Source organism: Bradyrhizobium sp. ISRA436 (assembly GCF_029910015.1).
Classification (GTDB): domain Bacteria; phylum Pseudomonadota; class Alphaproteobacteria; order Rhizobiales; family Xanthobacteraceae; genus Bradyrhizobium.
Window position 1 is genome coordinate 7,096,269 of sequence record NZ_CP094519.1, and the last position, 25,440, is coordinate 7,121,708.

The following is a 25,440-nucleotide window of genomic DNA, read 5'->3' on the forward strand; positions in this document are numbered from 1 at the left end:
AATGACGCAGACGACATTCATGACATCCGCCAGTTGGAAGCGCGCCCTCTGTCTCAGCGGGGCGCTCATCGGGCTTTCCGTGACGCTCGGCGCCTGCCAGCACACCAACGACGACAGTCTCGCGATGATCAACGCGCCGGCCGACTATCGCCAGCGTCATCCGATCGCGGTCACCGAGGCGGATCGCTCGATCGTGGTCTTTGTCGGCCGCAGCCGTGGCGGCCTGACCGCCGAGCAGCGCGCCGAAGTGATGGGGATGGCGCAAGACTGGATGCGTGAAGGCACCGGCGCCGTCACCATCGACGTCCCCGCCGACACGCCGAACGCCCGCGCCGCCCGGGATTCGCTGCGCGAGATCCAGGCCACGTTCGCCGCCGCCGGCGTACCGCCGCGCGGGGTCGTCGTCCGCAAATATCATCCCGAGGACCCGCGCCAGCTGCCGGCAATCCGGGTGAACTATCCGAGGATGACGGCGGTCGCCGGACCATGCGGACTTTGGCCCGAAGACCTCGGCCCATCGATCCACAACAAGTCCTACATCGAGAACGGGCAGTACTACAATTTTGGCTGCGCCACTCAGCGCAACTTCGCGGCCATGGTCGAGGATCCGACCGACATCGTGCAGCCGCGCGCGGAAACTCCGGCCTATACGCCGCGTCGTAACATCGCCTTCGACAAGTATCGGAAGGGGACCACCACCACGACGACCTATCCCGAGGCCGACAAGGCCAAACTCAGCGACACTGGCAAATGATCACCTACGCGAGACAAAACTCCGAAGAGCAGCCGGACGTCACGTCGCCGCCCGTCGAGGATCATATTGCTCCGGCGCCGCGGGTTTCGGTCCAGGCCTTCTGCGAGACGGTCGAGACCGCTGCCGCCGTGCAGTCGGCGGGCGAAGATCGCCGGCTGGCCAAGGCCCATCTCAAGATCCAGATGGGCGGGATGGCGGCGGCCATCGAGGCCTATCGCTCGGCGCCGACGCCCAACGTCATCGTTCTCGAAACCGAAGCCCGCAACGACATCCTGGCCGGCCTCGATCAGCTCGCCACGGTCTGCGACGCCGGTACCCGCGTGATCGTGATCGGCCGCGTCAACGACGTCACGCTGTATCGCGAACTGGTGCGCCGCGGCGTCAGCGACTATGTGATCGCGCCGGCTCAGGCGATCGACGTGGTGCGCGCGGTCTGCAACCTGTTCTCGGCACCGGAAGCCAAGGCGGTCGGCCGCATCGTCGCCGTCGTCGGCGCCAAGGGCGGCGTCGGCGCCTCGACGATCGCCCATAACGTCGCCTGGGCGATCGCCCGCGACCTCGCGCTGGACTCGGTCGTCGCCGACCTCGATCTCGCCTTCGGCACCGCGGGCCTCAACTACAATCAGGACCCGGCGCAAGGCATCGCGGACGCCGTGTTCTCGCCCGACCGCGTCGATACCGCCTTCATCGACCGCCTGCTGTCGAAATGTACCGACCATCTGAGCCTGCTGGCAGCGCCGGCAACGCTCGACAAGGTGTACGATTTCGGCGCCGAAGCGTTCGATGCGATCTTCGATACGCTGCGCACCACGATGCCCTGCATCGTGCTCGACGTGCCCCACCAATGGTCGGGCTGGGCCAAGCGTGCGCTGATCGCGGCCGATGATATCCTGATCGTGGCCGCGCCCGATCTCGCCAATCTGCGCAACGCCAAGAACATGTTCGACCTACTCAAGGCAGCCCGGCCGAACGACCGCGCACCGTTGTACTGCCTGAACCAGGTCGGCGTACCGAAGCGTCCGGAGATCGCGGCCAGCGAATTCGCCAAGGCGATCGAAAGCCAGCCGATCGCCGCCATTCCGTTCGATCCGCAGATCTTCGGTTCGGCCGCCAACAACGGCCAGATGATCGCGGAGATCTCCACCAATCATCGTGCGGTCGAGATGTTCCTGCAAATGGCGCAGCGGCTGACCGGCCGCGGCGAAACCAAGAAGCCGAAGAGTTCGTTCCTGTCACCCCTGCTCGATAAGCTGCGGGCGAAGTAGCGGCCCGCGTGGAGTCAAGACGTCGTGTTTGGTAAGCGTAGCGGAAGCGATTCGGACCTGCGGGCACCCAAGCCCGCATTTCAGACCCCGGAGCCTGCCGGGCCGTCAGCCATGTCGCGCGAGTCCGCCGCACCGGCGATATCGTCGCCGCCGCTCGCCCCGGCAAAGGTGGCGCCGGCTCCCACCGTCGAAACTCGTCGCTCGGACAACTACTATCAGGTCAAGGCGACGATCTTCGGCGCCCTGATCGAGGCGATCGACCTCGCCCAGCTCGCCAAGCTGGACAGCGAGTCGGCACGCGAGGAAATTCGCGACATCGTCAACGAAATCATCGCGATCAAGAACATCGTGATGTCGATCGCCGAGCAGGAAGAGCTGCTCGACGACATCTGCAACGACGTGCTGGGCTATGGACCGCTGGAACCCCTGCTGTCGCGCGACGATATCGCCGACATCATGGTCAACGGCGCGGGCACCGTGTTCATCGAAGTCGGCGGCAAGATCCAGCGCACCGGCATCCGCTTCCGTGACAACCAGCAGCTCCTGAACATCTGCCAGCGCATCGTCAGCCAGGTCGGTCGGCGCGTCGACGAATCCTCGCCGATCTGCGACGCGCGTCTCGCCGACGGCTCCCGCGTCAACGCCATCGTCCCGCCGCTGGCGATCGACGGGCCCGCGCTCACCATCCGCAAGTTCAAGAAGGACAAGCTGACGCTGGAGCAGCTCGTCAAGTTCGGCGCGATTACGCCGGAGGGGGCGACCATCCTGCAGATCATCGGCCGTGTCCGCTGCAACGTGCTGATCTCGGGCGGCACCGGCTCGGGCAAGACCACGCTATTGAACTGCCTCACCAACTATATCGAGCACGACGAACGTATCATCACCTGCGAAGACGCCGCCGAACTTCAGCTGCAGCAACCGCATGTGGTGCGGCTGGAAACGCGCCCGCCGAACATCGAGGGCGAAGGCCAGGTGACGATGCGCGAATTGGTCCGCAACTGCCTGCGTATGCGCCCGGAGCGCATCATCGTCGGCGAAGTCCGCGGACCCGAAGCATTCGACCTGCTGCAGGCGATGAACACCGGCCACGACGGCTCGATGGGCACGCTGCACGCGAACAACCCGCGCGAAGCCCTGTCGCGCTGCGAATCCATGATCACCATGGGCGGCTTCTCGCTGCCCTCCCGCACCATCCGCGAGATGGTCTGCGCCTCGATCGACGTGATCGTCCAGGCGGCGCGCCTGCGCGACGGCTCGCGCCGCATCACGCACATCACCGAGGTGATGGGCATGGAAGGCGACACCATCATCACCCAGGACATCTTCCTCTACGACATTCTCGGGGAAGACGCGAACGGCAAGATCATCGGCAGGCACCGCTCGACCGGCATCGGCCGGCCCAAGTTCTGGGAACGCGCGCGCTACTACAATGAAGAGAAGCGGCTTGCAGCGGCGCTCGACGCCTCCGAAGCCCCGCCGCCGACCTAAGGGAAGCGTACGATGCAGATGCAAACCCTTGCCGTGGCCTTCCTCGCCGCCACCACCGTAGGCGGCCTCGCCTGGGTCTTCCTGTATCCCTATCTGTCCGGGGAGAAGAAGGCCGAGTCCCGCCGCGCATCGGTGGCGCGCTCTGAGCCGTCAGCCGCGCGTGGCGCCGAACGCTCGCAACGCTCCCGCCGCGAGCAGGTCGAAGGATCATTGAAGGAGCTCGAGGCGCGGAGCCAGAAGGACAAGAAGATCCCGCTCGGCATGCGCATCTCGCAGGCCGGGCTGGAATGGTCCGAACAGAAATTCTGGATCATCTCCGGCGTGCTCGGCCTGTTCGGGTTCGGCGCGGCATCCCTGGTGGGCGGCGGTCTGCTCGGCGCGGCCGGCATCGGCTTTGCCATGGGCTTCGGCCTGCCGCGCTGGCTCCTCAGTTTCCTGAAGAAGCGCCGCGAAAAGGCATTTCTGAAGGCGCTGCCCGATGCCGTCGACGTCATCGTGCGCGGCATCAAGGCCGGTCTGCCGCTGTTCGAATCCCTCAAGGTGGTCGCCAGCGACTCGCCCGAACCGCTGCGCAGCGAGTTTCTCGCGATCATCGAGACCCAGGCGATCGGCATGCCGCTCGCCGACGCCTGCGCCCGGCTCTACGAACGCATGCCGCTGCCGGAAGCGAACTTCTTCGGCATCGTGATCGCGATCCAGCAGAAATCCGGCGGCAACCTGTCGGAGGCGCTCGGCAACCTGTCCAGGGTGCTGCGCGACCGCAAGAAGATGGCTGAGAAGATCCAGGCCATGTCAATGGAAGCGAAGGCCTCCGCCGGTATCATCGGATCGTTGCCGCCGATCGTGATGCTGCTGGTGTTTATCACGACGCCCGACTACATCGCGCTGCTGTGGACCAATCCGACCGGCCAGCTGATGCTGGTGTTCTGCGCCATCTGGATGTCGATCGGCGTTCTCGTGATGAAGAAGATGATCAACTTCGATTTCTGACGGTGCAGCATGATCGATTTCCTTGTCGCCAAGCTCCACGATGTCAGGTTCATGACCATGCTGCTTGCCTTCTTCGCGGCAAGTGCCACGGTCTATACGCTGGTAATGCCGCTGTTCGCCGGGGGCAATCTCAACAAGCGCATGAAGGCCGTCGCCAGCGAGCGCGAACGCATCCGGCAGCGCGAACGCGACCGTCTCGCCAAGTCCGAAAAGGTGGCGCTGCGGCAGACGCCGAAACAGATCGTCTCCAAAGTGGTGGACGACCTGAACCTCACCAAATGGCTTGCCCAGGAGGCCGCGCTCGAGAAGCTCGTGATGGCAGGCTATCGCGGCCACGCCCCCTACGTCACCTTCCTGTTCGCGCGCGCGGTCGCCCCGATCGTGATGCTGATTGCGGCCATCGTCTACACCTTCTTCATCGCGGGCGCCAATTGGTCGATCACGCTCAAGATCGGCATCTGCGTCGCGGCGACCTATGCCGGCCTGCAGGCCCCGATGCTGTTCCTGAAGAACGCCATCACCAAGCGCCAACTCTCGATCAAGCGCGCCTTCCCCGACTCGCTCGACCTGCTGCTGATCTGCATCGAGTCGGGCATGTCGGTCGAGGTCGCCTTCCGCAAGGTGGCCCAGGAGATCGCCGGACAGTCATTGGCGCTGTCGGAGGAGTTCGCGCTGACCACGGCGGAGCTCTCCTATCTGCAGGATCGAAAGGCCGCTTATGAGAACCTGGCGCGTCGCGTCGGGCTCGAGGGCGTGAAGTCGGTGTGCCTCGCCCTGCAGCAGTCCGAACGCTACGGCACGCCGCTTGGCCAGAGCCTGCGCGTGATGGCGCAGGAAAACCGCGACATGCGCATGAACGAGGCAGAGAAGAAGGCGGCGGCGCTGCCGCCCAAGCTGACCGTGCCGATGATCCTGTTCTTCCTGCCCTGTCTGTTCATCGTGATCCTCGGGCCGTCCTACATCAAGATTTCGGCGATCTACTAGGACGCGCGGACACGCGGAAACGAAAACGCCCGGCCTGGCCGGGCGTTGCTTTTTGCGGGTTGCATCGCGCTGATGGCTGCTTGCCTTGTTCGTCTGTTCTAATCGTCCCGCGCGACCACCGGCGCGGATTTCGACGCGGTGCGCGGGCCGTCCTTGCGGTTCAGCATGTCGCGCAGATAGGCGACATTGGCCTCCGCCTCGCCCGGTGGCAGGTCGGCCTTTGCGATGCTTTCGGCTTCGGCGAAGCGGCCCTGCAGGCCGACGACGAGCGCGAGGTTCTGCCGTATCCGTCCGTCGTTGTGGGCGCCGGCATAGGCACGGCGCAGCGTCTCCTCAGCCTTGGGCAGCTCTTTGGTCAGCATGTAGGAGAGGCCGAGATTGGACAGCACCGACGGTTCGTCCGGAGCGATCCGCAGCGCGCTTGCATAATAGCGGCGCGCCTCGTCGTGCCGGCCCATCTTGTCGAGCGTGGTGCCCTGCACCGACAGGATGCGCCAGTCCGGATTGTCCGGGGTGTGGGCGCGGCTGAGCACGTCGAAGGCAGCCTGCGAATTGCCGTTGTCGGCGAGCGCGCGGCCATAGGCCGCGAGCAGCGGCCGGTTGCCCGGATTGGCTAAGGTTGCCTGTTCCAGCACGGCGCAGGCCTGCTCGCGCTGGCCGGTGGCCCGCAGGGCCTGGCCGTAGGCGATCGCGGTGTCGACGTCCTTCGGATTCTTGCGGTAGCGCTCCCCATAGACCTCGACGGCACGGCGTGGATCGTCGGGCGCCGGTGCTGTGCGGGCCGCCAGGGACCCCGTCACGTCGGACATGGTCTGACAGCCGCCGAGGCCTGCAGCCAGGATCGCCACGACGGCCGCGGAAGTGAAATGCCGGGCAGCAAGCCGGCCCAGATTGGACTGTCCACGCATGGCACTTTGACTCACGAAATCGGGCAAATGGAACGAGCCGAACGCGCCAGCAATAGACTGTTAACCCTAACGTCTGGTTAATTGGCGTCCGTCGCGAACGCCGGGCCCGGGTCCGATTCTGCCGGTGCCGCCAACCGCTGCCGCGCTACCATCCGCAGCGAAAGGCGTGTAGTAGCGACCAACGACGCCAGAACAGCCGAGAACCGCATGTCATCCGTGTTCGAAACCGCGCCTGCAACCGACGCCATCCCGATCACCTTTGTCACCAAAACGACATGGGATGCGATCCGGACCGAGCTGCCGGCTCCGGCGCGTCAGTTCGCCGACGCCAACGGCTTTGCGGCAAAGCCCGGCAAATGCTTGGTATTGCCGGCATTTGACGGCAGCATCGCACAGGTGCTGTTCGGCCTCGAGGACGAGAGCCACAAGGCGCGCGATCCGTTCCGGCCGGGCGCCCTGCCTGGCCTGCTGCCGTCGGGTGTCTACCACTTCGCCAATGCGCCGCATGACGTCAGGCTCGCTGCGCTCGCCTTCGCGCTCGGCTGCTATCGCTTTGGCCGCTATCGCAAGAAAGAGGCGACCGATGTGCGGCTGGTGCCACCCGACGGCGTCGACGCCGCCGATATCGCGCGCATGGTGGACGCGGCGGCACTTGCGCGCGACCTCATCAACACGCCGTCCAACGACATGGGTCCGGCCGAGCTTGCAGACGCGGCGCATGAATTGGCGACGCGTTTCGGCGCCAGCTTCAACTGCATCACAGGCGAGGCGCTCGAACGGGGTTTTCCGCTGATCCACGCGGTCGGCATGGCTTCTGCGCGCCCGCCCCGGCTGATCGATCTGACCTGGGGCGATCCGGCACATCCCAAGGTGACGCTGGTCGGCAAGGGTGTCTGCTTCGACACCGGCGGGCTCGATCTCAAGCAGTCGAGCGGCATGCTGCTGATGAAGAAGGACATGGGCGGCGCCGCCAACGTGCTGGCGCTGGCGCAGATGGTGATGGACGCCAGGCTGAAGGTGCGACTGCGCGTGCTGATCCCGGCGGTCGAGAACGCGGTCGCCGGCAATGCGTTCCGCCCGCTCGACATCATCAGGTCGCGCAAGGGCATCACCGTCGAGATTGGCAACACCGATGCCGAGGGACGGCTGGTGCTCGCCGACGCGCTGGCGCTGGCCGACGAGGAAAAGCCCGATCTGCTGGTCGATCTGGGCACGCTCACCGGCGCGGCGCGCGTGGCGCTGGGACCGGATTTGCCGCCATTCTACACCAATGATGAGACGCTTGCCGGCGACGTCGCCGCCCACGCCAAGAGCGAGAACGATCCGTTGTGGCGTCTGCCGCTCTGGCCGGCCTACGACGCCTGGCTCGACTCCAAGACCGCCGACATCACCAACGCGCCGTCGGGCGGGTTCGCCGGCTCGATCACCTGCGCGCTGTTCCTGCAGCGCTTTGTCGAGCACGCGAAGGCGTGGCTGCATGTCGACATCTACGGCTGGACGCCCTCGGTGAAGCCCGGGCGCCCCGAAGGCGGCGAGTGCCAGGCCGCGCGTGCGATCTACAAACTGTTGAGCCAGCGCTATGCGTGATCCGCGTTTGACCCCGGCCCGCGACGACCTCGCTGCGAAATATCTCGAGGGCAAGGTCAAGGCCGCACGCTTTGTCGAGGGCGAGGAGTTCGAGGTCAGCGAGGCCATCGCGCCGCTCCGCAACGCGCCGGCCGCCGATGCCGAGCAGATGACGCAGGCGCTGAAGGGCGAGCGCGTCACCATCTACGACCGCAACGGCGAAGGCTGGGCGTGGGGCCAACTCGCCGATGATGGCTATGTCGGCTGGATTCCCGACGCCACGCTGACCAGGCCCGGAGCGGCGCCGACCCACAAGGTGACGGCGCTGCGCACGTTTGCCTTTCCGGGTCCGTCGATCAAGCTGCCGCCGGTCGACGCGCTGACGATGGGAACGAAGCTGACGGTTATCCGCGAGGACGGCCTCTTCGCGGTGACCCGCGAAGGCTGGCATCTGCCACGCCTGCATCTCGGCCCGCTCGACGCGATGGAACAGGATTTTGTCGCGATCGCCGAGCGTTTCGTCGGCGCGCCCTATCTCTGGGGCGGCAAATCGAGCCTCGGCATCGATTGCTCTGGCCTCGTGCAGGTCGCGCTGACCGCTGCCGGCACCGGCTGCCCGCGCGACAGCGATATGCAGCAGGAGGGACTCGGCCGGGACCTGAGCACGGCCGAGCAGAAGCACCTGCAGCGCGGCGACCTGATCTTCTGGAAAGGCCATGTCGCTGTTGTGCGCGACGCCTCCACCCTCGTGCACGCCAACGCGCATCATATGGCAACCGTGATCGAGCCCACGCAAGCCGCCATCGCGCGGATCAAGGCTACCGGCAGCGAGGTCGCCGCGATCAAGCGGCTTTAGCCAGATCCTGTAGGATGGGTAGAGCGCAGCGAAACCCATCGGGCTGCAACGGCGCGGCGAGATGATGGGTTTCGCTTCGCTCTACCCATCCTACTCGGATCACTACGTCGCCACCGCCCCCTCGCCGTCGGTCTCCAGCCGGAATGCAGCGGCGAACAGCGCGCGGGTGTATTCGCTCTTCGGGTTCTTGAACAGCGCCGAGGCCGGCCCCTCCTCCTCGACCTTGCCGGACTTCATCACGATCAGGTGGCTCGCGAGCGAGGCCACCACGCGCAGATCGTGCGAGATGAACATGTAGGTGAGGTCACGCTTGCGCTGCAGGTCGCGCAACAGGTCGACCATCTGCGCCTGGAGCAGCATGTCGAGCGCCGAGGTCGGCTCGTCCAGCACGATGAAGTTCGGCTCCAGCACGACCGCGCGCGCGATCGAGATGCGCTGGCGCTGACCGCCGGAGAATTCATGCGGATAGCGGAAGCGCCAGTCGGGATCTAGGCCGACATCCTTGAGCGCCTTCACCACCCGCGCCTCGCGCTGCTCGCGCGACAGCTGCGGCTGGTGCACTTCCAGTCCCTCGGCAACGATGTCGCCCACCGACATGCGCGGGCTGAGCGAGCCGAACGGGTCCTGGAACACGATCTGCATGTCGCGGCGGAACGGCCGCATCTCCTTGAAGCGCAGGCCCTGGATATCCTTGCCGAGGAACACGATCGGTCCATTCGACGAGATCAGCCGCAGTAGCGCCAGCCCCAGCGTGGTCTTGCCGGAGCCGGACTCGCCGACGACGCCGAGCGTCTCGCCCTTGCGCACCGCAAGGCTGACGCCGTCGACCGCCTTGATGTGGCCGACGGTGGAGCGCAACAGGCCGCGCTTGATGGGGAACCATACCTTGAGATTGTCCGCCGACATCACGACCGGCGCTCCGGGTTGCGGCGGCGCCGGATCGGGCTTCGGCTCGGCCGCGAGCAGCGCGCGGGTATAAGCGTGCTTCGGCGCCGTGAAGACCTGCTCGACCGGACCCTGCTCGACGATCTTGCCGTTGTTCATCACGCAGACCGTGTCGGCGATGCGGCGGACGATGCCGAGATCGTGGGTGATGAACAACAGGCTCATGCCGAGCCGGGTGCGGATTTCCGCGAGCAGCGTCAGGATCTGCGCCTGCACGGTGACGTCGAGCGCCGTGGTCGGCTCGTCCGCGATCAACAGATCCGGCTCGTTGGCGAGCGCCATCGCGATCATCACGCGCTGGCGCTGGCCGCCCGACAATTGGTGCGGATAGCTCTTGAGCCGCGTCTCCGGGTCGGGGATGCCGACCTGCCGCAGCAATTCCAGCGTCCGCGCCCGGGCCGCCGCGCCGCCGATGCCCTGATGCAGCGACAGGATCTCGCCGATCTGCGATTCGATGGTGTGGAGCGGATTGAGCGAGGTCATCGGCTCCTGGAAGATGATCGAGATATCGTTGCCGCGAACCTCGCGCATCTCCTGGTCGGACGCGGTCAAAAGATCCCGGCCGCGAAAGCGGATCGCACCGGAGGGATGCGACGCCACAGGATACGGCAACAGCCTCAGGATCGACAGCGCGCTGACGGATTTTCCGGAGCCGGATTCACCGACGAGAGCCACGCACTCGCCGTGCTTGATCGAGAACGAGATCTGGTCGACCGCGACCGAAGGGCCGAACGCGACCGAGAGGTTGCGGATATCGAGCAGCGGCTGGTTGATGGCGTCCATGCGTCAGCCCTTCGAGAACGTCTTGCGCGGATCGAAGGCGTCGCGCGCGGCTTCGCCGATGAAGATCAGGAGCGACAACATGATCGCGACCGAGAAGAAGCCGGTGAGACCGAGCCACGGCGCCTGCACGTTGGCCTTGCCCTGCGACAAGAGTTCGCCGAGCGACGGCGAACCGGGCGGCAGGCCAAAGCCGAGGAAGTCCAGCGCTGTCAGCGTCATCACCGAGGACGACACAATGAAGGGCAGGAACGTCATGGTCGCGACCATCGCGTTTGGCAGCAGGTGGCGGAACATGATCACGGCATTGGAGACGCCGAGCGCGCGCGCCGCCTGGATGTATTCGAAGTTGCGCCCGCGCAGGAATTCGGCGCGCACCAGGCCGACCAGCGACACCCATGAGAACAACAGCAGGATGCCGAGCAGGATGAAGAAGCCGGGCGGCAGCACCGCCGAGATGATCAGGAGCAGATAGAGCGAGGGAATCGCGGTCCAGATCTCGATCAGCCGCTGGAAGGTGAGGTCGATCCAGCCGCCGAAATAACCCTGCACGCCGCCGGCGGCGACGCCGATGATCGAGGACAGGATGGTCAGCGTCAGGCCGAACAGCACCGAGATGCGGAAGCCATAGATCAGCCGCGCAAGGACATCGCGCCCCTGATCGTCGGTGCCGAGCCAGTTATATTCGAGGTCGCGGCAGCTCTTCAGGCCCTTCCGCTGCACCACGTCCTTGCACTGCGTTTCGGTCAACCACCAGGTGGGCGGCGATGGCGCCGGGGTCGGCAGATCGAGGTTACGCGTGTCATAGGAATAGCGGATCGGGGGCCAGATCATGCTGCCGCCCTTGGCCGCAATCTGCTTCTGCAGGTAGGGGTCGCGATAGTCCGCCGCGGTCTCGAAGTCGCCGCCGAAGGTGGTCTCGGCATAGCTGAACAGCACCGGCCAGTAGTAGTGGCCGTCATACTTGACGACGAGCGGCTTGTCGTTGGCGATGACGTTGGCGAACAGCGACACCACGAACAGCACGAGGAAGATCCAGAATGACCAGTAGCCGCGGCGGTTCGCCTTGAAGTTCTGCCAGCGCCGCTTGTTCAGCGGCGACGGCGCGAAGCCGTGGCGCGTGGCGGGCACCACCTCGCCGAGCGGCGATTGCGTCGAGGTCTCGACCGGCTTTGGCGCGAGCATCGTCATCAGACCTCCCGCGCCTCGAAATCGATCCGCGGATCGATCCACATATATGTGAGATCGGAGATCAGATTGACCACGAGCCCGACCAGCGAAAAGACGAACAGCGTCCCGAACACCACCGGATAGTCGCGATTGAGGACGCTCTCGAAGCTGAGCAGGCCGAGCCCGTCGAGCGAGAAGATGGTCTCGATCAGGAGCGAGCCGGAGAAGAAGGCGTGGATGAACGCGGCCGGGAATCCCGCGATCACGATCAGCATGGCATTGCGGAAGACGTGGCCGTAGAGCACCTGCCGCTCGCTGCAGCCCTTGGCTCGCGCCGTCATCACATATTGCTTGCGGATTTCGTCGAGGAACGAGTTCTTGGTGAGCAGCGTCATGGTGGCGAAGGCGCTGAGCGCCATCGATATTATCGGCAGCGTGATGTGCCAGAAATAGTCGATGATCTTCCAGTACCAGGGAAACTGCGACCAGCCGTCGGAGGTCAGCCCGCGCAGCGGGAAGATGTTGAAGAACGAGCCGCCGGCGAACAGGATGATCAGGAAGATCGCGAACAGGAAGCCCGGAATCGCGAAACCGATGATGATCACCGCCGAGGTCCAGGTGTCGAACCGCGATCCGTCCCGGACCGCCTTGCGGATGCCGAGCGGGATCGAGATCAGGTAGGTCAGCAGCGTCATCCAGAGCCCGAGTGAGATCGAGACCGGCAGCTTCTCCTTGATGAGCTGGATCACGCTGATGTCGCGGAAATAGCTCTTGCCGAAATCGAAGCGGGCAAAATTCCACACCATCAGGAGGAAGCGCTCCGGCGCCGGCTTGTCGAAGCCGAACTGCACCTCGAGCTTCTTGATGAAGTCGGGATCGAGACCCTGCGCGCCGCGGTATTTCGAGTTGATCGAGCTGGCCGCAGCGCCACCCTGGCCGCGCTGCGCCGCGAAATCACCGCCGCCGCCCGACACGCGCGAGGTGCCGCCCGTATCGGCGCCGTTGATCTGCGCGATGACGCGCTCGACCGGTCCGCCCGGAGCGAACTGCACGACCACGAAGGAGACGAACAGGATGCCCAGCAGCGTCGGCAACATCAGGAGAATGCGACGGGCAATATAGGCACTCATCGTCTACTCGCCTGTTCGAGCTTCGCGGCCTTGGCCGCATCGTACCACCAGTTGTCAGGCGCACCGACGCCCGACGTATATTTCGCCAGCTTCTCCGGATGATCGAATTGATCCCAGTAGGCGATCGGATGCGTGTTGCGGTACCACTGCGGCACCCAATAGCGTCCCGCGCGGAACACGCGATCGAAGGCACGACAGGCAACCGTCAGCTCATGGCGGCTATTGGCGCCGATGATCTTTTCGACCAGTGCGTCGATGACGGGACTGGAGATCCCTGCGAGGTTGTAGGAGCCCTTGGTCTTGGCCGCCTGCGCGGAGAAGAACGGACGCATGCTGTCGCCGGGTGTCGCCGAGAAGCTGAAGCGCTGCATGGTCAGGTCGAAGTCGAAATCTTCCACCCGGGCGCGATACTGCACGGCATCGACCAGGCGGAGCGTCGCATCGATGCCCAGCGTTCCGAGATTCTTGATGAAGGGGCCATGGTGCGGCTGCAACGAGGGCTCGTCGGCAAGGAATTCGATGGTGAACACCTCGCCAGTCGGCAGCACGCGCTTGCCGTCCTTGATGAGGTAGCCGGCGTCATTGAGAAGCTGCGCGGCCTTGCGCAGCAGGGTGCGATCCTGGCCCGAACCGTCGGACATCGGCGGCACATAGGGCAGGCCAAACACCTCGTCCGGCATCTGGCCGCGGAACGGCTCGAGCAGCGCGAGTTCTTCCGGCGAAGGCGGTCCTTCCGCCACCATGTCCGAATTCTGGAACGGCGAGACCGTTCGCGCATAGGCATCGTACATGATGGTCTTGTTGGTCCACTCGAAGTCGAAGGCGTTGATCAGCGCCTCGCGCACGCGGGAATCCGTGAACTTGTCGCGTCGAGTGTTGATGAACCAGCCCTGTGCGCCGGATGGCGTGTCGTCGGGCAGCGTCTCGCGCTTGACGCGGCCGTCCTTCACCGCGGGGAAATCATACCGGGTCGCCCAGACGCGGGCGGTGAACTCCTCGCGGAACAAATAGTTCTTCGCGGTAAAGCCTTCGAAGGCGACATCGCGATCGCGATAGAATTCGTAGCGCACGGTGTCGAAATTGTAATTGCCGCGACTGACCGGCAGGTCGGCTCCCCACCAGTCCTTGACGCGGTTAAATTCGATGTAACGGTTGACCTCGAACTTGCCGACCTTGTACGGCCCCGAGCCGAGCGGTGTATCGAGCGTCGATTCATCGAACGGGCGCGTCGCGTAATAGGCCTTGGAGAAGATCGGCAGGCCCGCGACAAAGAGCGGCACGTCGCGCGCGCGATTCGGCGCGAAGCTGACGACGACGGTCGCATCGTCGGGCGCCTCGGCCTTCACGAAGTCGCGCAATTGCACGACGATCAGCGGATGGCCCTTTTCCTTCAGCGTGCTGAGCGAGAAGGCGACGTCCTGCGCGGTGAGCTTCGAGCCGTCATGGAAGCGCGCCTCTGGCCTCATGGTGAAGCGGTAGGTGAGCTTGTCCGGCGAGATCTGCACCGACTTCGCGGCGTAGCCGTACATCGCGTCAGGCTCATCATTGGCGCGCGACATCAGCGTCGCGAAGGTCATGTCCATGCCCTGCGCGCCCTCGCCCTTCAGGATGTAGGCGTTGAGCGAGTTGAAGGTGTAATAGGATTGGTTGTTGGCGCGCACCGATGGGATCGTCGAGAACACCCCACCCTTCGACGCGTTCGGATTGACATAGTCGAACTGCTTGAAATCCGCCGGATATTTCAGGTCGCCGAACGCCGATATGCCGTGCATCTCGGATCCGTTATCGGCGGCTGCCGGGGCTGCGCGAAATCCTGCAGCGCTCAACGCACCGATGCCGAGACCGAGTGCGTGCCGACGGGTGAGTAGCGCCATGCGCGAATCCTTGACCTTATGAACTCTTGAGCTTGGCCGCCTTGTCGGCGTCGTACCACCAGATCAACGGGAATCCCGAGAGACCGTACTTCGGCAACTGTGCCGGGCGACCGAACCGATCCCAGCGCGCCGTACGCACCTTCGGATAGTTCCATTGCGGGACGACGTAATGATTCCACAACAACACGCGGTCGAGCGCTTTGGTTGCAGCGACGAGATCTTCGCGATCCGTCGCAAAAATCACCCGCTCGATCAGCTTGTCGATCACCGGGTTCTTGATGCCGACGATATTGCGGGATCCCGGCGCGTCAGCGGCTTTCGTTCCCCAAAATTCGCGCTGCTCATTGCCGGGAGAGAGGGATTCCGGCCAGGACCCGACAACAATGTCGAAATCCCAATCGCGAAGTCGGTTCTCATATTGAATTGGATCAATCGTGCGCACACTGACCGACATTCCAAGCCGCTCGAGTGAGGGCTTGTAGGCCAGCATGACCCTTTCAAAATTCGGATCCTGGCTGAGCAATTCGATCGAGAAGGGCTCGCCGCTCTTTGAGTTCACCAGCTTGCGGTCGCGCACCTCGTAGCCGGCCTCCTTGAGCAGGCGCAACGCCTCGCGAAGATTGGCGCGCACGGCTTCAGGGTTTCCCCCGACCGGATTGGTGTAGACCGTCGTGAATACTTCGGCCGGCACCTGTTCACGCAACGGTTCGAGAATGCGAAGCTCCTTGTCCTGTGGAAGGCCTGTCGCCATCAACTCCTCGGCGCCGTCGAAGTAGCTGGTGATGCGCTTGTACTGGCCGAAGAACAGCTGCTTGTTTACTTCCTCGAAGTCGAAGGCAAAGTTCAAAGCTCGCCGGACGCGCGGATCGGCGAATTTGGCGCGACGCAGGTTCGGCGCGAAGGCTTGCATGATGCCGGAACTGCGGTTGGGAAACTCCTCCAGCACCACGCGCTTGTCGGTGACGGCCGGAAAATCATACGCGGTGGCCCAGGCCTTCGCGCTGTTCTCCGTACGCCAATCGATCTGATCGGCCTTGAACGCCTCGATCGCGACCGTGGGATCCCTGAAGTACTCGTAACGCAGCTCGTCGAAATTGTTGGAGCCGACATTGGTCGCGAGGTCGCGCGCCCAATGGTCCTTGACCCGTTCCAAAGTCACAGTCCGTCCCGCGACAAAATCCTTGATCCGATATGGCCCCGACCCGAGCGGCTTCTCCAGTGTTGTCGCGGAGACATCACGCGTGCGGCCTTGGCCATCGGTGCCCTCCCACCAGTGCCTGGGCAGGATCGTCAGTTGGCCCACGATCTGCGGCAGTTCGCGATTGCCCGGCATGTCGAAGACAAACCTCACTTCGCGATCGCTGATTTTCTCCGCCCGCACCACATGGCTGTAGTAGGCAGAGAACATCGGATGGTGCGTCTTGAAGGCGCCGAGCGAAAAGATCACGTCTTCCGGGGTAACGGGCGCTCCGTCGTGCCACTTTGCCTGAGGGCGCAGGCGATAAACGACATAGGAGAAGTCGTCGGGATAACTTGCAGCCTCCGCCAGCAATCCATACTCGGTCGAGACTTCGTCGAGCGAAGGCGTGGTCAGCGATTCATAGATCTGCGCGACACCGCCTGCGATGGAACCTTTCACGCCCGAGACGACGATGTTGAAATTATCGAAAGTGCCGATGGCGATTTGCCGGGCAAGGCCGCCCTTCGGTGCATCCGGATTGACATAGTCAAATCGCTTGAAGTCGGCTGGGTATTTGACGTTGCCGAACAGCGACAGGCCATGCCGCCATTTGAGCCCGTTCGGGGCGCTATCCGCGAAGGCCGGCGTGACCGTGGACAAGCCGGAGTTGAGCCCAAGCGCGGGAGCCATTGCGGCCAGTGCGCTGCCTTGAAGAAGATGTCGTCGGGTGATCGCCAAATTCGTCTTTCCTGCTCGCGGCCCCCCGGTTACATGGGACCCAATATAAGGCAACGGTTCGACAAATTACGTTGCTTTTTCCTCATGATAGTAACCCAAGAATGGTTCCGGTGCGGCGAAACGTCCCGATAACAAGCCCGCGACACTCAATACCCATGCGAAAACGGCCAGGCATTGCCTGGCCGTTTCGTTCCCGCGTAATCGCGAAAAGCAAATCGCTACTTCGAAGCCGTCGGGACCGGAGCGGGATGGTCCGAATTCGAGTTCAGATAGGCGATGATGTCGGCGCGCTCGCTGTCCTTCGGAACGCCGGCGAAACCCATCGCGGTGCCCGGGATGAAGCCCTTCGGGTTAGTGAGGAACTTGTTGAGGTCGTCGAAGGTCCAGGTGCCGCCCTTGGCCTTCATCGCGGCCGAGAAGTTGAAGCCGCGGCCCTCGCCCCGGGGCTCGTTGACGATGCCATAGAGGTTCGGACCGACGCGGTTCGGACCGCCCTTCTCGAAGGTGTGGCAGGCCTGGCACTTCTTGGCCGCGGCAGCGCCCTTCTCCGCCGAGGCGGTCTGCAGGAGCTTCTCGATCGGCTCCGACTTGGCCGGGGCAGCCTCGCCGCCACCAGCGGGGGCCTCCTCCTTCGCCGCGATCTCAAAGCCCGGCTTCTCCGGCGCCTTCGGCGTGAACACCGCGCCAGCGGCAAAGCTCGTCACCAGGACAACAATGCAGGTGCCGAGAAGCGCACCGAGAATTTTATTGAGTTCGAAGGAGTCCATTTTGGGTCAGGCTCCGGGCCTTGAATGTCGACTTCAGGCCGGGAATACGGCCGCGCGGAAGGACCTGGGAATCGGCCTATCGCACCGCCCCCCAAGCAGCGTTTGAGATATCGGTTTGCCCGCGCTCTGGCAACCCGTATAAACGCGCCGGATTCAACCCCCTCCCCATCAATTTCCGCAGGCCGGACGGGCCCCGACACGAATGACCGAACCACGTGCCCTGGTGCTGATTCCCGCCCGCATGGCCGCCACGCGGCTGCCGGGAAAGCCGCTCTTGGACATCGCGGGCCAGCCGATGATCGTCCACGTGCTGCGGCGAGCCGAAGCGGCCCGGATCGGCCGGGTTGCGGTCGCCACCGACACGGCGGAGATCGCCGACGCAGTGAAGGCCGCGGGCGGCGAGGTGGTGATGACCCGCGCCGACCATCCGTCCGGGTCGGATCGGGTCCATGAGGCGATGACGATCCTCGATCCGGACCGGACCGCCGAGATCGTGGTCAATCTGCAGGGCGATTTCCCGACCATCACGCCGGACACCATCCGCAGCGTGATGCCGGCACTGGCCGACCCTGCTGTCGATATTTCGACGCTGGCCTCGCAAATCCACACCGAGGAGGAGGACCGTGCCCCCAGCGTCGTCAAGGCGGTCGGCTCGCCGATCGGGGCGAACCGGCTCCGCGCGCTCTATTTCACCCGCGCCACCGCGCCCCATGGCGACGGTCCGCGCTACCATCATATCGGCCTCTATGCCTACCGCCGCGCAGCGCTTGAGCGGTTTGTGCGGCTGCCGCCCTCGCCGCTGGAATTGCAGGAGAAGCTCGAGCAGCTTCGCGCCCTGGAGGCCGGCATGCGGATTGACATCACGATCGTCGACACCGTCCCGCGGGGCGTCGACACCCCGGCCGACCTCGAAACCGCCAGGCAGATACTTTCCAAAGCCTGACCGGGTGCTAAAAGGCCCCGCAGGAAAGAGACCATGACCAAGAAGCTGAAAATCGCGTTCCAGGGCGAGCCTGGCGCCAATTCCCATATCGCGATCGTCGAGGCCTATCCGGACGCCGAGCCGATGCCTTGCCCGACCTTCGAGGACGCGCTGGCCGCGATCTCCTCGGGCGAGGCCGATCTCGGCATGATCCCGATCGAGAACTCGGTCGCCGGCCGCGTCGCCGACATCCACCATCTGCTGCCGGATTCCGGCCTGTTCATCGTCGGCGAGTGGTTCCTGCCGGTCCGCCACCAGTTAATGGCGATCAAGGGCACCAAGCTCGCCGACATCAAGACCGTGGAAAGCCACGTCCACGCGCTCGGCCAGTGCCGGCGCATGATCCGCAAGCTCGGCATCCGGCCGCTCGTCGCCGGCGACACCGCCGGCAGCGCGCGCGACATCGCCCACCGCGGCGACAGCAGCGTGGCGGCGATCGCCTCGCGTCTCGCCGCCGAGATCTACGGCCTCGACATCCTGGCCGAGGACATCGAGGACGAGGCCCACAACACCACCCGCTTCGTGGTGCTGGCGCGTGAGGCCAAATGGGCCGAACAGGGCTCGGGGCCGCTGGTCACCACTTTTGTCTTCCGGGTGCGTAACCTGCCCGCGGCGCTCTACAAGGCGCTGGGCGGCTTTGCCACCAACGGCGTCAACATGACCAAGCTCGAGAGTTACATGGTCGACGGCAATTTCTTCGCCACGCAATTCTATGCCGACGTCGACGGCCATCCGAACGACCGCGGCCTTGCCTTTGCGCTGGAGGAATTGAAATTCTTCTCGCGCGAATTCCGCATCGTCGGCGTCTATCCCGGCCACCCCTTCCGCGCGACCTTCAGCGAGCGGCAGGACTAGGCCGCCACCTTCTTGCTCAGCCCGAACGCCTCGGCGAGCAGGCTGTACGATTTCTTCCGCGCGTCGTGGTCGTAGACCGCGGTGACCACCATCAATTCGTCCGCCTGGGTCGCCGCGATCAGCGGCTGCAGCTTGGTCATCACGGTCGCGGGGCTGCCGACGAAGAAGCGGGAGCGGTTGCGTGCGATCGAGGCGCGATCGGCGTCGGTGTAGGGATAGGCCTCCGCCTCCTCGACGCTCGGCAGCGGCAGATACTGGCCGCGGTCGCGGCGCAGCCGGTTGAGATCCATCGACATCGCGAGCTTCTCGGCCTCCGCATCCGTCTCGGCCGCGACGACGGCGACCGCAAGGATCGCCTGCGGCGCGGCGCGCCAGCCCGACGGCGTGAAATGCGCGCGATAGTTGGTCATAGCGGCGATCGCATCATGGGTCGCAAAATGGTGTGCGAAGGCAAAGCCCATCCCGACCTGCGCCGCGAGCTCGGCGGAGTAATCGCTCGAGCCGAGCAGCCAGATTGGCGGCAACGGCGAGTCGTCCGGCATCGCCACCACCTTGTTGTAGGGATGACCGGCGGGGAAATCGCGCGTCTCCCACAAGGTCAGCTCATGCAGCCGCTCGAGGAAATCGTCGCCCTCGTGGCGGTCGAGCCGGCTGCGCAGCGCGTAAGCCGTGGCGCCATCGGTGCCAGGCGCGCGGCCGAGGCCGAGATCGATCCGGCCGGGAAACAGCGCCTCCAGCATCTTGAAGCGCTCAGCGACCACGAGCGGCGCATGGTTCGGCAGCATCACGCCGCCGGAGCCGACGCGGATGTTCTGCGTCACCGCCGCGATCTGCCCGATCATCAGGTCGGGTGCGGGACTCGCGACCGACGCGAGGTTGTGGTGCTCGGCGAGCCAATACCTGCTATAGCCGAGGTCATCGACATGGCGCGCCAGGTCGATGCTGTTGCGCAGCGCGGCGGCAGGTCTGATGCCTGATGTGACGACGGAAAGGTCGAGGACGGACAGCGGGATCATGGCGCTCAACCTAGTGTGGCCCGCAGAGCCGACAAAGACCCGGGCCGCGCAGGTCAGTCCCGCGCCGGAAGGTCGATGCTCGTGACCGCGTCCGTCGTGCAGATTGGGACGAAATACGACAATTCGCTAACGACACGACCCTGCCCACATTTATTGCCAACGTAACCGTTTGTTACGCTTTCATATTTTTCTCAACAATTTCAACACATTGGTATTTTACGATGAGACCATCGATTGCCACCCACTCTCCTTGTTCTCTGAGCCATTTGGACCGCATATCTATCTACAATGGGCAATTTCCCATATACGATGGGCTGTATGGAGAAGGCCGTTTCGCTTATCTTAAGGCGTCCATATTCAAGCCAGACGCCTGCCCACGTGTTGCGGAGACCTTTGCGTATCATGACCGAGATCGTCTCGCCCGCGTCGAACGGGCACCGCGCGCTCAAGACTCCCAAGATCTCCTTCGAGTTCTTCCCGCCGAAGACCGAGGAGATGGAGCGCAATCTCTGGGAGGCCATCAAGCGTCTGGCGCCACTGACGCCGAACTTCGTGTCGGTGACCTATGGCGCCGGCGGCTCGACCCGCGAGCGCACCCATTCGACCATCACCCGCATCTTGCGGGAGACCGAGCTGCTGCCGGCGGCGCATCTGACCTGCGTCGGCGCCACGCGCGGCGAGATCGACGAGATCGTCGACCGCTACCACGAGGTCGGCGTCCGCCACATCGTGGCGTTGCGCGGCGATCCGCCGGGCGGCATCGGCACGCCCTATTTCACCCATCCCGACGGCTACCAGAGCTCGGCCGAGCTCGTCGCCGGGATCAAGAAGCGCCATCCCGATATCGAGATCTCGGTGTCGGCCTATCCCGAGAAGCATCCAGAAGCCGCCAGCTTCGACGCCGACATCGATACGCTGAAGGCCAAGGTCGATGCCGGTGCTGCGCGCGCGATCACCCAGGTGTTCTTCGACAACGAGCTCTATTACCGCTACGTCGACAGGGTGCGGGCGCGCGGCATCGAGATCCCGATCGTGCCGGGCATCATGCCGATGCACAATTTCAAGCAGGCCCGCAATTTCGTGACCCGCGCCGGCACCAGCGTGCCGGACTGGCTCGCCGAGAAGTTCGACGGCCTCGACAACGACGCCGAGACCCGCAAGCTGGTCGCCGCCACCGTCGCCGCCGGCCAGGTGCAGAAGCTGTTCAAGCACGGCGTCGACACCTTCCATTTCTACACCATGAACCGCGCGGACCTCGTGTTCGCGATCAGCCATCTGCTCGGCATCCGGCCGAACGGTGCCCAGAAAGCTGCCTGACCCATGACAGTGCCTGTTTCTCCGAAGCGTACCGCCCTGCTCGCGGCTGCCCGCGAGCGCATCCTGGTGCTCGACGGCGCCATGGGCACCATGATCCAGGGCCTGCAGTTCGATGAAGCCGCCTTCCGCGGCGAGCGCTTCAAGGACTTCCATCGCGATATCAAGGGCAACAACGACGTTTTGATCCTCACGCAGCCGAAGGCGATCGAGGACATCCACGCCGCCTATTTGCGCGCCGGCGCCGACATCGTCGCGACCAACACCTTCTCCTCGACCTCGATCGCGCAGGCCGACTACGACATGTCGGACCTCGCCTATGAGCTGAACCGCGAGGGCGCGAAGCTGGCGCGCGCCGCCGCCGAGCGTGTCTCGGCCGAAGACGGCAGGCAGCGCTTCGTGGCCGGCGCGCTGGGCCCGACCAACCGCACCGCCTCGATCTCGCCCGACGTGTCGAACCCCGGCTACCGCGCGGTGACCTTCGACGATTTGCGCAAGGCTTATGGCGAGCAGGCGCGCGGTTTGCTCGACGGCGGCGCCGATATGCTGCTGGTCGAGACTATCTTCGACACGCTGAACGCCAAGGCCGCGCTCTACGCGATCGCCGAGATCATCGAGGAGCGCGGCATCGACGTGCCCGTGATGATCTCCGGCACCATCACCGACAAGTCCGGCCGCCTGCTCTCCGGCCAGTTGCCGGAGGCGTTCTGGCATTCGGTGCGGCACGCCAGGCCGATCACTATCGGCTTCAACTGCGCCCTGGGCGCGGAGGATCTGCGTAGTCACATCGCGGATATCGGCCGCGTTGCCGACACGCTCGTTTGTGCCTATCCGAACGCCGGCCTGCCCAACGAGTTCGGCCAGTATGACGAGACGCCGGACTACATGGCGCGGCTGATCGGCGAGTTCGCGCGCGACGGCCTCGTGAACATCGTCGGCGGCTGCTGCGGCACCACCCCCGACCATATCGCCGCGATCGCCAGGGCCGTTGCCCCGCACAAGCCGCGCGTGGTACCCGAGATCGCACCGCGGCTGCGGTTGTCCGGCCTCGAGCCGTTCACGCTGACCGATGCGATCCCCTTCGTGAACGTCGGCGAGCGCACCAATGTCACCGGCTCGGCGCGCTTCCGCAAGCTGATCACCGCCGGCGATTACACCGCAGCCCTTCAGGTCGCCCGCGACCAGGTCGAGAACGGCGCCCAGGTGATCGACGTCAACATGGACGAGGGCCTGCTCGATTCGGAAGCGGCGATGGTGACGTTCCTCAACCTCGTCGCCGCCGAGCCCGACATCGCACGGGTGCCCGTGATGGTCGACTCCTCGAAATTCCACGTCATCGAGGCCGGCCTGAAATGCATCCAGGGCAAGCCGATTGTGAACTCGATCTCGCTGAAGGAAGGCGAGGAGAAATTCATCCACGAGGCGACAGTCGCGAGGCGCCACGGCGCGGCTGTGGTGGTGATGGCGTTCGACGAGACCGGACAGGCCGACACCTTCACGCGCAAGATCGAGATCTGCAAGCGCGCCTACGACATCCTGGTCAACAGGCTCGACTTCCCGCCAGAGGACATCATTTTCGATCCGAACATCTTCGCGATCGCGACCGGCCTCGAGGAGCACAACAATTACGGCGTCGACTTCATCGAGGCGACGCGCTGGATCCGGAAGAACCTGCCGGGCGCCCACATCTCGGGCGGCGTCTCCAATCTGTCGTTCTCGTTCCGCGGCAACGAGCCGGTGCGCGAGGCGATGCACTCGGTGTTCCTGTATCACGCGATTCACGCCGGCATGGACATGGGCATCGTCAATGCCGGACAGATGATCGTCTATGACGACATCGACCCCGAGCTGCGCCAGGTGTGCGAGGACGTGATCCTCAATCGCGACGCGAGCGCCTCCGAGCGGCTGCTGGCGCTCGCCGAGAAATTCCGCGGCAAGGAGAAGCAGGCCAAGGAGGCCGACCTCGCCTGGCGCGAATGGCCGGTCGAGAAGCGGCTGAGCCATGCGCTGGTGCACGGCATCACCGAATTTATCGAGGAAGATACCGAGGCCGCCCGGCAGAATGCCGCCCGCCCGCTCGATGTCATCGAGGGGCCGCTGATGGCCGGCATGAACGTGGTCGGCGATCTCTTCGGCGACGGCAAGATGTTCCTGCCGCAGGTGGTGAAGTCGGCACGCGTGATGAAGCAGGCGGTCGCCTATCTGATGCCGTTCATGGAGGAGGAGAAGGCGCGCAACCTCGCCAACGGCGTGACCGGCGATGGCCGCAGCGCCGCCGGCAAGATCGTGCTCGCGACCGTCAAGGGCGACGTCCACGACATCGGCAAGAACATCGTCGGCATCGTGCTCCAGTGCAACAATTTCGAGGTCATCGACCTTGGCGTGATGGTGCCCGCCAACAAGATCATCGAGACCGCGAAGGCCGAAGGCGCCGACATCATCGGCCTGTCCGGCCTGATCACGCCCTCGCTCGACGAGATGAGCTTCCTCGCCGGCGAACTGGAGCGGCAGGGCCTGAAGCTGCCGCTTCTGATCGGCGGCGCCACCACCAGCCGGGTGCATACCGCCGTGAAGATCGACCCGAACTATCCGGGCGGGCCGGTGGTGCACGTCAATGACGCGAGCCGCGCGGTCGGGGTCGCCTCCTCGCTGCTGTCGCCCGAGAAGAAGCAGGCCTATGCCGCCGAGGTGCGCGCCGAATACGCCAAGATCTCGGCGGCGCATTTCCGCGCTCAGGCCGACAAGAAGCGGCTGAAGCTCGCTGACGCCCGTGCCAACAAGGTCGCGATCGACTTCGCCGCCGCGCCGCCGAAGCAGCCGGCGTTCTTCGGCCTGAAGAGCTTTGACGCCTACGACCTCGCCGAGCTCGCGGAATTCATCGACTGGACACCATTCTTCCAGACCTGGGAACTGGCCGGCCGCTTCCCGGCGATCCTCGACGATCCCAAGATCGGCGAGGTTGCCCGCTCGCTCTATGACGACGCGCGCAAGATGCTCGACACGATCATCAAGGAGAAGTGGTTCACCGCCCGCGCCACGATCGGCTTCTGGCCGGCCAACACGGTCGGCGACGACATCGAAGTCTATGCCGACGAGACGCGAAGCGAGAAGATCGCGACCTTCCATACGCTGCGCCAGCAGCTCGAGAAGCGCGAGGGCCGCTTCAACGCCGCGCTGTCGGATTTCATCGCGCCGAAGGAGTCGGGCGTGGCGGACTATATCGGCGGTTTCGTCGTCACCGCCGGCATCGGCGAAGATGCTGTCGCCGACCGCTTCAAGAACGCCAATGACGACTATTCCTCGATCCTGTGCAAGGCGCTGGCCGACCGGTTGGCCGAGGCCTTTGCCGAGCGCATGCACCAGCGCGTGCGCAAGGAGTTCTGGGGCTATGCGCCTGACGAGGCCTGGTCGTCGGAGGATCTGATCCTCGAGAAGTACGACGGCATCCGTCCCGCGCCGGGCTATCCGGCGCAGCCCGACCATACCGAGAAGCGGACGCTGTTTGCGCTGCTCGATGCCGAGAACACCGCCGGCGTGAAGCTCACCGAGAGCTTTGCGATGTGGCCGGGCTCCTCGGTCTCGGGGCTCTACTTCTCGAACCCTGCGAGCTTCTATTTCGGCGTCGGCAAGATCGAGCGCGACCAGGTCGAGGATTACGCCGCGCGCAAGGACATGACGCCTGCAGAGATCGAGCGCTGGCTGGCGCCGATCCTGAACTACATCCCGTCGCAGGATGGCGCGAAGGAGCCCGCGATCGCGCCGGCGGCCACGCCAGCCAACGACGTTACCGAAGCGGACCTCGCCTCGCACCCGCAGGGCTGCACCTGCGCCGTTCATCTCGCCTGGCGGAAGAAGAAAGTGGGCGTGGGGTAGCTCTT

Annotated in this window: 19 protein-coding genes; 11 read left to right on the plus strand and 8 right to left on the minus strand. The window is 64.6% G+C overall.

The window, feature by feature from the left end; genetic code table 11:
* Position 1: 1 nt before the first annotated feature.
* From MTX23_RS33025 to MTX23_RS33045, 5 genes are read left to right on the plus strand one after another with little or no spacing between them, the layout of a single operon-like run.
* Positions 2–754 carry a CpaD family pilus assembly protein gene (locus MTX23_RS33025; RefSeq protein ID WP_280974248.1) on the plus strand — a complete coding sequence of 251 codons (753 nt, stop codon included), beginning with the start codon at positions 2–4 and terminating at the stop codon, positions 752–754.
* Positions 751–2,019 (plus strand): AAA family ATPase, encoded by a 1,269-nt coding sequence (locus MTX23_RS33030; protein WP_280974249.1) that lies wholly within the window; start codon positions 751–753, stop codon positions 2,017–2,019. The genes MTX23_RS33025 and MTX23_RS33030 overlap by 4 nt, the downstream gene beginning before the upstream one ends.
* Positions 2,020–2,043: 24 nt before the next feature.
* A complete protein-coding gene (locus tag MTX23_RS33035) occupies positions 2,044–3,507 on the plus strand; it encodes a CpaF family protein (protein ID WP_280974250.1) in 1,464 nt (487 codons plus the stop codon).
* 12 nt (positions 3,508–3,519) lie between these two features.
* A complete protein-coding gene (locus MTX23_RS33040; RefSeq protein WP_280974251.1) occupies positions 3,520–4,497 on the plus strand; it encodes a type II secretion system F family protein in 978 nt (325 codons plus the stop codon).
* Positions 4,498–4,506: 9 nt separating this feature from the next.
* On the plus strand, positions 4,507–5,481 hold the full coding sequence (locus tag MTX23_RS33045) for a type II secretion system F family protein (RefSeq protein WP_280974252.1): 975 nt from the start codon (positions 4,507–4,509) through the stop codon (positions 5,479–5,481).
* Between the two features lie 98 nt (positions 5,482–5,579).
* Here the strand turns inward: MTX23_RS33045 and MTX23_RS33050 are convergent, their stop codons facing one another.
* Entirely contained in the window at positions 5,580–6,389 is an 810-nt protein-coding gene (locus tag MTX23_RS33050) for a tetratricopeptide repeat protein (protein WP_280978304.1), read from the minus strand.
* A 207-nt stretch (positions 6,390–6,596) separates the two neighbouring features.
* Here MTX23_RS33050 and MTX23_RS33055 point away from each other — a divergent pair, with 207 nt between their 5' ends.
* A complete protein-coding gene (locus tag MTX23_RS33055) occupies positions 6,597–7,976 on the plus strand; it encodes a leucyl aminopeptidase family protein (protein ID WP_280974253.1) in 1,380 nt (459 codons plus the stop codon).
* Positions 7,969–8,811, plus strand: a complete 843-nt coding sequence (locus MTX23_RS33060) for an NlpC/P60 family protein (protein WP_280974254.1) — start codon at positions 7,969–7,971, stop codon at positions 8,809–8,811. The genes MTX23_RS33055 and MTX23_RS33060 overlap by 8 nt, the downstream gene beginning before the upstream one ends.
* 102 nt (positions 8,812–8,913) lie before the next feature.
* On the opposite strand, the gene MTX23_RS33065 is transcribed toward MTX23_RS33060, so the two are convergent.
* The 6 genes from MTX23_RS33065 to MTX23_RS33090 form a co-directional block, all read right to left on the minus strand.
* Positions 8,914–10,539: an ABC transporter ATP-binding protein gene (locus tag MTX23_RS33065; protein WP_280974255.1), complete on the minus strand. Its 1,626-nt coding sequence runs from the start codon at positions 10,537–10,539 to the stop codon at positions 8,914–8,916.
* Positions 10,540–10,542: 3 nt separating this feature from the next.
* The gene (locus MTX23_RS33070; protein WP_280974256.1) at positions 10,543–11,727 is read right to left on the minus strand and encodes an ABC transporter permease; all 1,185 of its coding nucleotides are present in this window, start codon (positions 11,725–11,727) and stop codon (positions 10,543–10,545) included.
* Positions 11,727–12,836 carry a microcin C ABC transporter permease YejB gene (locus tag MTX23_RS33075; RefSeq protein ID WP_280974257.1) on the minus strand — a complete coding sequence of 370 codons (1,110 nt, stop codon included), beginning with the start codon at positions 12,834–12,836 and terminating at the stop codon, positions 11,727–11,729. Before MTX23_RS33075 ends, MTX23_RS33070 begins: the two co-directional genes overlap by 1 nt.
* Complete coding sequence (locus MTX23_RS33080) at positions 12,833–14,710, minus strand: extracellular solute-binding protein (protein WP_280974258.1); 1,878 nt, start codon at positions 14,708–14,710, stop codon at positions 12,833–12,835. The genes MTX23_RS33075 and MTX23_RS33080 overlap by 4 nt, the downstream gene beginning before the upstream one ends.
* A 16-nt stretch (positions 14,711–14,726) precedes the next feature.
* Complete coding sequence (locus MTX23_RS33085) at positions 14,727–16,628, minus strand: extracellular solute-binding protein (RefSeq protein WP_280974259.1); 1,902 nt, start codon at positions 16,626–16,628, stop codon at positions 14,727–14,729.
* A gap of 218 nt (positions 16,629–16,846) precedes the next feature.
* The gene (locus tag MTX23_RS33090) at positions 16,847–17,395 is read right to left on the minus strand and encodes a cytochrome c family protein (RefSeq protein WP_280974260.1); all 549 of its coding nucleotides are present in this window, start codon (positions 17,393–17,395) and stop codon (positions 16,847–16,849) included.
* Between the two features lie 202 nt (positions 17,396–17,597).
* Here MTX23_RS33090 and MTX23_RS33095 point away from each other — a divergent pair, with 202 nt between their 5' ends.
* Positions 17,598–18,338: a 3-deoxy-manno-octulosonate cytidylyltransferase gene (locus tag MTX23_RS33095; protein ID WP_280974261.1), complete on the plus strand. Its 741-nt coding sequence runs from the start codon at positions 17,598–17,600 to the stop codon at positions 18,336–18,338.
* Positions 18,339–18,371: 33 nt separating this feature from the next.
* Positions 18,372–19,232: a prephenate dehydratase gene (locus tag MTX23_RS33100; RefSeq protein ID WP_280974262.1), complete on the plus strand. Its 861-nt coding sequence runs from the start codon at positions 18,372–18,374 to the stop codon at positions 19,230–19,232.
* Here MTX23_RS33100 and MTX23_RS33105 read toward each other — a convergent pair.
* The gene (locus tag MTX23_RS33105; protein WP_280974263.1) at positions 19,229–20,248 is read right to left on the minus strand and encodes an LLM class flavin-dependent oxidoreductase; all 1,020 of its coding nucleotides are present in this window, start codon (positions 20,246–20,248) and stop codon (positions 19,229–19,231) included. The genes MTX23_RS33100 and MTX23_RS33105 overlap by 4 nt on opposite strands.
* Before the next feature lie 402 nt (positions 20,249–20,650).
* On the opposite strand from MTX23_RS33105, the gene metF reads away from it, so the two are divergent.
* Both metF and metH read left to right on the plus strand, forming a co-directional pair.
* Positions 20,651–21,565 carry a methylenetetrahydrofolate reductase [NAD(P)H] gene (gene metF / locus MTX23_RS33110; RefSeq protein WP_280974264.1) on the plus strand — a complete coding sequence of 305 codons (915 nt, stop codon included), beginning with the start codon at positions 20,651–20,653 and terminating at the stop codon, positions 21,563–21,565.
* Positions 21,566–21,568: 3 nt separating this feature from the next.
* Positions 21,569–25,435, plus strand: a complete 3,867-nt coding sequence (metH, locus tag MTX23_RS33115) for a methionine synthase (protein ID WP_280974265.1) — start codon at positions 21,569–21,571, stop codon at positions 25,433–25,435.
* The last annotated feature ends 5 nt before the right edge of the window (positions 25,436–25,440 follow it).

Bases quoted from the DNA above. Each gene is read 5' to 3' on its own strand.
- MTX23_RS33025 (WP_280974248.1), top strand. From the start codon at position 2: ATGACGCAGACGACATTCATGACATCCGCCAGTTGGAAGCGCGCCCTC.
- MTX23_RS33030 (WP_280974249.1), top strand. From the start codon at position 751: ATGATCACCTACGCGAGACAAAACTCCGAAGAGCAGCCGGACGTCACG.
- MTX23_RS33040 (WP_280974251.1), top strand. From the start codon at position 3,520: ATGCAGATGCAAACCCTTGCCGTGGCCTTCCTCGCCGCCACCACCGTA.
- MTX23_RS33045 (WP_280974252.1), top strand. From the start codon at position 4,507: ATGATCGATTTCCTTGTCGCCAAGCTCCACGATGTCAGGTTCATGACC.
- MTX23_RS33050 (WP_280978304.1), bottom strand. From the start codon at position 6,389: ATGCGTGGACAGTCCAATCTGGGCCGGCTTGCTGCCCGGCATTTCACT.
- MTX23_RS33055 (WP_280974253.1), top strand. From the start codon at position 6,597: ATGTCATCCGTGTTCGAAACCGCGCCTGCAACCGACGCCATCCCGATC.
- MTX23_RS33060 (WP_280974254.1), top strand. From the start codon at position 7,969: ATGCGTGATCCGCGTTTGACCCCGGCCCGCGACGACCTCGCTGCGAAA.
- MTX23_RS33065 (WP_280974255.1), bottom strand. From the start codon at position 10,539: ATGGACGCCATCAACCAGCCGCTGCTCGATATCCGCAACCTCTCGGTC.
- MTX23_RS33070 (WP_280974256.1), bottom strand. From the start codon at position 11,727: ATGACGATGCTCGCGCCAAAGCCGGTCGAGACCTCGACGCAATCGCCG.
- MTX23_RS33075 (WP_280974257.1), bottom strand. From the start codon at position 12,836: ATGAGTGCCTATATTGCCCGTCGCATTCTCCTGATGTTGCCGACGCTG.
- MTX23_RS33080 (WP_280974258.1), bottom strand. From the start codon at position 14,710: ATGGCGCTACTCACCCGTCGGCACGCACTCGGTCTCGGCATCGGTGCG.
- MTX23_RS33090 (WP_280974260.1), bottom strand. From the start codon at position 17,395: ATGGACTCCTTCGAACTCAATAAAATTCTCGGTGCGCTTCTCGGCACC.
- MTX23_RS33095 (WP_280974261.1), top strand. From the start codon at position 17,598: ATGACCGAACCACGTGCCCTGGTGCTGATTCCCGCCCGCATGGCCGCC.
- MTX23_RS33100 (WP_280974262.1), top strand. From the start codon at position 18,372: ATGACCAAGAAGCTGAAAATCGCGTTCCAGGGCGAGCCTGGCGCCAAT.
- MTX23_RS33105 (WP_280974263.1), bottom strand. From the start codon at position 20,248: ATGATCCCGCTGTCCGTCCTCGACCTTTCCGTCGTCACATCAGGCATC.
- metF (WP_280974264.1), top strand. From the start codon at position 20,651: ATGACCGAGATCGTCTCGCCCGCGTCGAACGGGCACCGCGCGCTCAAG.
- metH (WP_280974265.1), top strand. From the start codon at position 21,569: ATGACAGTGCCTGTTTCTCCGAAGCGTACCGCCCTGCTCGCGGCTGCC.